Origin of the sequence: Bradyrhizobium sp. 159, assembly GCF_023073795.1 — a bacterium.
In the GTDB taxonomy this organism is placed as follows: Bacteria; Pseudomonadota; Alphaproteobacteria; order Rhizobiales; family Xanthobacteraceae; genus Bradyrhizobium.
Map to the genome: position 1 here is coordinate 1 of NZ_JADPKE010000112.1, position 4,100 is coordinate 4,100.

The following is a 4,100-nucleotide window of genomic DNA, read 5'->3' on the forward strand; positions in this document are numbered from 1 at the left end:
CGGTTTTGGTCCACGGCATGGTGTCCTCCCTCGAATCTTTGCAAATCCGAAGGAATCACAAGCCGGCCAAAACCGCTCACCCTTTTTCGGTCAGGCTCTCAGGATGAGGGGCAACAAGCCCATGGTTTACGAAACGTTCAGCGCTCGCCTCTAATGATAGCGGTTGCTTAGAACAAGCTTCTGTAAACCGCTCAGGACGAGCAGCGCGTGATGTCCAAGGCCGAGCTATCGATCATCGACGAGGTCGAATCCGCGATACGGATGGGCTCGCCGGAAAAGGGGCTGGAGACGGCCCGGCGCGTCACGGACCTGTTCCTGTCTTCCGCCGCCAGCTTTGACGACGAGCAGATCGCGCTGTTTGACGACGTGCTCGAGCGCCTCATTGGCACCATCGAGCTGCGCGCCGTCGCCGACATCGGCGCCCGAATTGCGCTCGCCGAGATCAGCGCGCAGCTCGCTCCGATCGCGCAGGCGCCGCCATCCGTGATCCGCCGCCTCGCCAGCAATGACGAGATCCGTATCGCCGGACCCGTGCTCCAGGAATCCGCGCGCCTCGACGATGGCGAGCTGGTGAAGATCGCATCATCCAAGGGCGAGCCGCATCTGCTCGCGGTCGCCGGCCGCTGGTGGCTGAGGGAGATCGTCACCGATGCGCTGCTGGCGCGGCGCTATCCCAGCGTCAGCCGGCGGCTCGCCGCCAATCCCGGCGCCCGCGTCTCCGGCAGCGGATTTGCCATCATCGTCGGACAGGCCGAAAGCGATCCGGAGCTCGCGGTCAGCGTCGGCGTCCGCGTCGATTTGCCGTCGGAGCTGCGCCGCCGATTGCTGCGTTCGGCGACGGATGCGGTGCGCACCCGCCTGTTGTCGCGCGCCCCACCGCATCTGTTCGAGGAAATCCAGAGCGCAATTGCCGCCGCCACCGTCGGCGTCGAGCGCGAGATGTCTGGCGTTCGCGATTTCGAAGGCGCCAAGCGGGCCATCGCAAATCTCAAGACGATCGGCCAGCTCAACGAAGCGACGCTACTCGGCTTCGCCACGCAGCGGCGCTATGAGGAGACCGTCGCGGCCCTGGCGGCGCTGTCCGGATCGACCGTCGAGGTGATTCGCCCGCTGATGCAGAGCCTGCGCGACGACGGCCTCCTGGTGCCGTGCAAGGCCGCGCAGCTCAGCTGGGAAACCACCGCAGCCGTGCTCGAAAGCCGTTTTGCGACGGGCGCGATGAAGCGGGCTGATCTTGCGCGCTCGCAGGGCCATTTTGCGAGAATGACGACGGAGAATGCGCGGCGCACGCTGCGGTTCTGGCAGGTGCGGGCCCTGTAGGGCACACCGTGTACCATATCGGCGGTGTCATCACCCGCGAAGGCGGGTGATCGAGTATTCCAGAGACGTTTGTGAGATACGGAGAAGCCGCGGCGTACTGCCTCGCCCGGCCAAGCCGGACGACGACACCGACTATGTGATCAGCCGCTCGCCATCGCTGCCAACAATCCTGAGCGGCACGACACTGCCCACACGTTCGCCCGCAATCGCCACCGGCAGATAATGCTCCGTGCGTCCCTGGCCTTCGCTCTCGATCAGCACCTCGCGCGCGGCGCCGATCTCGGCTTGCAGTCGCTGCCGAAATGCCGCCTCACCGGCTGCACGCAGCCGCTTCGCACGTTCTTTGATCGCGCCGCCCGCAACCTGCGGCATTCGCGCGGCCGGCGTGCCGGGGCGTGGCGAGTAGGGAAAGACGTGCAGGAACGTCAAACCACATTCCTCGACGAGATCGAGCGAGCGCGAGAACATGTCCTCGGTCTCGGTCGGGAAGCCCGCGATGATGTCGGCGCCAAAAATGACGTCCGGGCGCAGGCGGCGCACCTGGTTGCAGAACGCGATCGCATCCTGCCGCGAATGCCGCCGCTTCATGCGCTTCAAGATCAGGTCGTCGCCGGATTGCAGCGACAGGTGCAGATGCGGCATCAGTCGCGCATCGTCGGCGATGGCATCGAGCAGATCGTCATCTGCCTCGATCGAATCGATCGAGGAGATGCGCAGGCGCATCAAGTCCGGCACGTGCCGCAAAATCTGCTTGGTCAGCATGCCGAGCTTGGGCGCGCCCGGCAGGTCGGCGCCGTAGCTGGTGAGATCGACGCCGGTCAGTACGATCTCGCCGTGACCGCGCTCCACCAGCGCCCGCACCTGATCGACCACAGCGCCCATCGGCACCGAGCGCGAGTTGCCGCGGCCGAACGGGATGATGCAGAAGGTGCAGCGATGGTCGCAGCCGTTCTGCACCTGCACGAAGACGCGCGGCAGGCCGGCGGCAAAGCCGTCGATCAGATGCGGCGCCATCGCCTTCACTGCCATGATGTCGCTGACGGCAATCTTCTCGCTGGCACCGATGTCGAATGCATCGCGCGCATCGCGCCATGCGGACGAGCGCATCTTGTCGTCATTGCCGACGACGCGATCGACCTCGGCCATGTCGGCGAACATCGCGCTTTGCGTTTGCGCGGCGCAGCCGGTGACCACGATACGCGCACCGGGCCGCTCGCGCTTCAATTTGCGGATCGACTGGCGCGCCTGCGCCACCGCCTCGTTGGTGACGGCGCAGCTGTTGATGACGATGGTGTCGGAGAGGCCGGCACCTTCCGCCTCGCGGCGGATCACCTCGGCCTCGAAGGCGTTGAGGCGGCAGCCGAAGGTGACGATGTCGACGGCCATCAGCCGACCGGCGCGAACAGCGCCGGATCGAAATTGCCTTCATATTCGAAGGTCGCGGTGCCCGTCATCAGCACATGGTCGTCGCGCTCGCGCCATTCGATGGCGAGCTTGCCGCCGGGCAATGTGATCTCGACATTGCGATTGGCGCGCTTCAGCCGCGCCGCGGCGACAGCCGCGGCGCAGGCTGCCGAACCGCAGGCCTTGGTGAGGCCGGCGCCGCGCTCCCAGGTGCGAATCGTGATGTGGTCGCGATCGACGATGTGAGCAAGCGTAATATTGGCGCGCTCGGGGAAGATCGGATGGTTTTCGAGCAGAGGACCAAAGCGCTCGAGATCATAGGCGCTGACCTCCTCGACCCAGAAGACCGCGTGCGGATTGCCCATGTTCACCACCGAGGGCGAATGCAGGATCGGATTGTCGATCGGCCCGATCTGCAATTCGATGTAGCGGGTGTCGCGAAACTCTTCCGCCAGCGGAATGTCCTGCCAGCCGAACTTCGGCGCGCCCATGTCGACGGTATAGAGGTCGGGCGTCGGGCCCTGCCAGCAATTGAGCAGGCCCGCAGCCGTCTCGAACGTCGCCGTGGTCTGTCCGCTCTTCTCGAAAATGCGGCGCACGACGCAGCGCATGCCGTTGCCACAGGCACCGGCTTCGGAGCCGTCATTGTTGTAGATGCGGATAAAGGCCTCAGTGCCGTCCAGCCGCGGCTTCTGCAGCACCATGAGCTGGTCGTAAGCCACGCCGCCATTTGCGGACGCCACCGCCCGCGCGTCGTCCGGCGTGACCTTTGCTGTGGAATCGCGCATGTCGACAACGACGATCTCGTTGCCGATGCCGTTCATCTTGGCAAATGCGTGGTTGGCCAGCGCGCTCATGAAAATTCCCGAATTTCGCCCGTCTTATATGGCGATCCTTGCCGGCTTGGCCAGCGGTTTACTGCGGAGCGCCCGGGCCGCGGCCCGCGACGCCGCCCATGACGCATCTGTCATGGGACGAATTCGGCGCCCGCGTGTTAGAACGGCGCCATTCGCGCGAACCGGGAGGCGCGGCCGGGCGCAAAGCGGGATTTAGGCCTTGGTGGGCAAGGTCTTGGAGCCCAAGGTCTTGGTGCCCAAGTTCTTGGGGAGAATAGAATGATTAGGTTTCGTCGTCTCGCTCTGGCCGCGCTGATCCCGGCGGCCATGTCGTTTGGTCTGTCTGCCGCTCGGGCACAAAGTCCGAGCCCGGCGCCCGCCGCGTCAGTAAGCCCCTCGCCGGCCTCGCCGGCGCCTGCCGCGAGTGCTTCGCCTGCGCCGATGGCAACGCCCGCGCCGGCGGCGAGCGCCTTACCCGCCCCTGCTGCGACGCCCTCGCCCGCAGCCAGCGCCTCACCCAGCCCGGCCGCGCCCCCGCCC

3 protein-coding genes are annotated in these 4,100 nt (G+C 65.8%); 1 reads left to right on the plus strand and 2 read right to left on the minus strand.

Features of this window, described 5'->3' with window-relative positions; translation table 11 throughout:
- The first annotated feature begins 210 nt into the window (after positions 1-210).
- On the plus strand, positions 211-1,320 hold the full coding sequence (locus tag IVA96_RS33205) for a DUF2336 domain-containing protein (RefSeq protein WP_247281262.1): 1,110 nt from the start codon (positions 211-213) through the stop codon (positions 1,318-1,320).
- Between the two features lie 132 nt (positions 1,321-1,452).
- Here IVA96_RS33205 and mtaB read toward each other — a convergent pair whose 3' ends face one another.
- Together mtaB and dapF are read right to left on the minus strand one after the other, a co-directional pair.
- Positions 1,453-2,706 (minus strand): tRNA (N(6)-L-threonylcarbamoyladenosine(37)-C(2))-methylthiotransferase MtaB, encoded by a 1,254-nt coding sequence (mtaB, locus tag IVA96_RS33210; protein WP_247281263.1) that lies wholly within the window; start codon positions 2,704-2,706, stop codon positions 1,453-1,455.
- Complete coding sequence (gene dapF, locus IVA96_RS33215; RefSeq protein WP_247281264.1) at positions 2,706-3,581, minus strand: diaminopimelate epimerase; 876 nt, start codon at positions 3,579-3,581, stop codon at positions 2,706-2,708. Before dapF ends, mtaB begins: the two co-directional genes overlap by 1 nt.
- Positions 3,582-4,100: the final 519 nt, after the last annotated feature.